This is a genomic window from Flavobacterium sp. (assembly GCF_027531705.1).
Lineage (GTDB): Bacteria > Bacteroidota > Bacteroidia > Flavobacteriales > Flavobacteriaceae > Flavobacterium.
On the sequence record NZ_JAPZSP010000035.1, the window covers coordinates 1 to 1,646 of the forward strand.

A 1,646-nucleotide genomic window follows, 5' to 3' on the forward strand; every position below is an offset into this window, starting at 1 on the left:
TCATTTAGTTGTTTATCATCATTTTGTGTACAACTAACTATTAAAAATACTGTTAAAATTTTGATTATATTTTTCATAACTTTTATTTAAATTATATTTTATTAGTTTTCTGCTTCTTGAAACTGTCTGCCAACGTTTTGCTGCTTCTGGCAGTGGCGTAATTTGCTCACTAACCATCACAAATATAACAAAAATTTAGTTTCAAAAATTTAGTTTTATAAATAAATCCCATGCCAAGCCATTGCTAGAAACAGCTGTTGGCAGATCGTTCATTTTTCAATCTAAACTTTTTTCAAAAACATTTTTTTCTATATATATTGGGCTTTCGTGTCTTAAACTTAAAGCAATTAAATCAACAGTTCTGGCTTCAAATTCTAATTTTTTTTCTTTTCCGTTATACTTAACGATTGATTTAAAATAACCTTCTTCATTAAAACCATTTATCAAAACATATTCTAACTTAATTTCAAAACTTTCAATAACATTTTTAAAAAGCACTTCAATAAATGGAACTTCTGGAATTACTTTTTCTATTGCAGTTGAAATCATTTCTCCAGCATTTTGTCCTACAACCATAGATATTTTTTCATTTCGGTCATTTTTATTATAAAGTATTAATACATATTTTGGATTTTTAGAACCGAATATTTTTTCTTTTAAGCTTTTTTCAGTTGCATATATTCTTCCAATTTCTAATTCAATCCAATTCTCTTTATTCATTTTGTTTTTTAAATTAATTATAAAATTACGGTACTATTTGGTTTAAATAATCATTGCGAAAACATGATATGAAAGTTTTAATTTATACGTTTTTTTTGAATGTCTGCCAACGTTTCGCAGCTTCTGGCAGTGGCGTAATTTGCTCACTGACAACAACAAATATACCGAATATTTGAAAACGAAAGTTGTATTGTAAGAAAAAAGATTTTCACAGAAGTTTTATTAATAAATCCCAAGCCTAGCCATTGCTAGAAACAGCTGTTGTACGCAGGTCGTTTTTTCACGTTTCGTTTTTCCGTTTTGTTTAATGACTTTTTAAATTCTATTTTTTTTAAGCGGTTTCTACGGTACGATAGGTGCGTTGGGAAAATTAGCTCTTTTGTTTTTTTCTTTATTTTCTTGGTTTCCAAATTTTAAATTTTACTTCTGCAGGAAATAAAGAAAAAAACAAAAGTGCTAATAGCGTTGGCATTCAGAAAACGTCTAATTTGGCATCATGTGCGGATTTTTCATCCGCACTTGTGGCAAGCTAACGTAAAAGTGAATTTCAAAACTGAACTTTTTAGAATTCAATTTTTGACAAAGTTATTCTACAATATTTTGCACAACAATTTTCCATTTCCATTTTCATTTCTGCGTTTTGTTTTTCAGTTTTGATCGTGTAAATTTTGATAGAGTAGAAGCTCCACTTTTTGTAGATTTTGTATTTCAATATTTTTAAAAAAACAATATTGTAATTATTTGTAAATCATAGTTTTTTGTAGATTTCGCGTCGACTTGCGTACAACGTTTGGCAGCTACAAGAAGTTGCGTCTTCATTCACTGACAATTACAAATATAGACAAAACTTTGATTCAACAATTACCATTTCTGATAAATCCCATACCTAGCAATTTCTTGTAACTGCTGTTGGCAGATCGGTTTTT

General features: G+C 28.5%; 1 protein-coding gene. It reads right to left on the minus strand.

What is annotated here, in order from left to right; all coding sequences use genetic code 11:
* Window positions 1–276 precede the first annotated feature (276 nt).
* Window positions 277–720: a bifunctional nuclease domain-containing protein gene (locus tag O9267_RS12655; protein WP_298180142.1), complete on the minus strand. Its 444-nt coding sequence runs from the start codon at window positions 718–720 to the stop codon at window positions 277–279.
* Window positions 721–1,646: the final 926 nt, after the last annotated feature.

What these genes read in the sequence shown, in the direction of transcription:
- O9267_RS12655 (WP_298180142.1), bottom strand. Translation starts at nt 720, where the DNA reads ATGAATAAAGAGAATTGGATTGAATTAGAAATTGGAAGAATATATGCA.